This window comes from Pseudomonas sp. HY2-MNA-CIBAN-0224, assembly GCF_040310285.1.
Classification (GTDB): domain Bacteria; phylum Pseudomonadota; class Gammaproteobacteria; order Pseudomonadales; family Pseudomonadaceae; genus Aquipseudomonas; species Aquipseudomonas helleri.
In genome coordinates this window covers 1-341 of record NZ_JBEOPQ010000284.1, presented here as the reverse complement: position 1 = coordinate 341, position 341 = coordinate 1, and the positions used below count along the sequence as shown (strand labels likewise).

The 341-nt window shown below is 41.3% G+C and carries 1 pseudogene; it reads left to right on the top strand.

Annotated elements, in window-relative coordinates:
* Positions 1–84 precede the first annotated feature (84 nt).
* Positions 85–341 (top strand): annotated as a pseudogene (locus AAEZ03_RS26415) (transposase); the annotation flags it as partial.

The following is a 341-nucleotide window of genomic DNA, read 5'->3' as shown; positions in this document are numbered from 1 at the left end:
GTATTAGGGCGTGTCCCTCATCTGTAAAAGTAAGTATAAAGGCTTTAAAATAAAGAGACTATTTCAAACAGGGCTCTCTAAATTATGGCAAGAACAGTGCTCACCGATAATACATGGGAACAACTCCAAAGTACCATGAAGGCTCATGGCTGTCATACTTGGAAAAACGACAAACAAGTCATGGAAGCCATATTGTGGAAACTTCGTACAGGCGCGCCATGGCGTGATATACCGAGTGAGCTATGTCCATGGAAAACGGCCTACAACCGTTTTAATAGGTTGTCAAAAAAGGGGTTGTGGGAACAATTTTTTTTGACCTACGAGCAAGTATTGATGAAGAA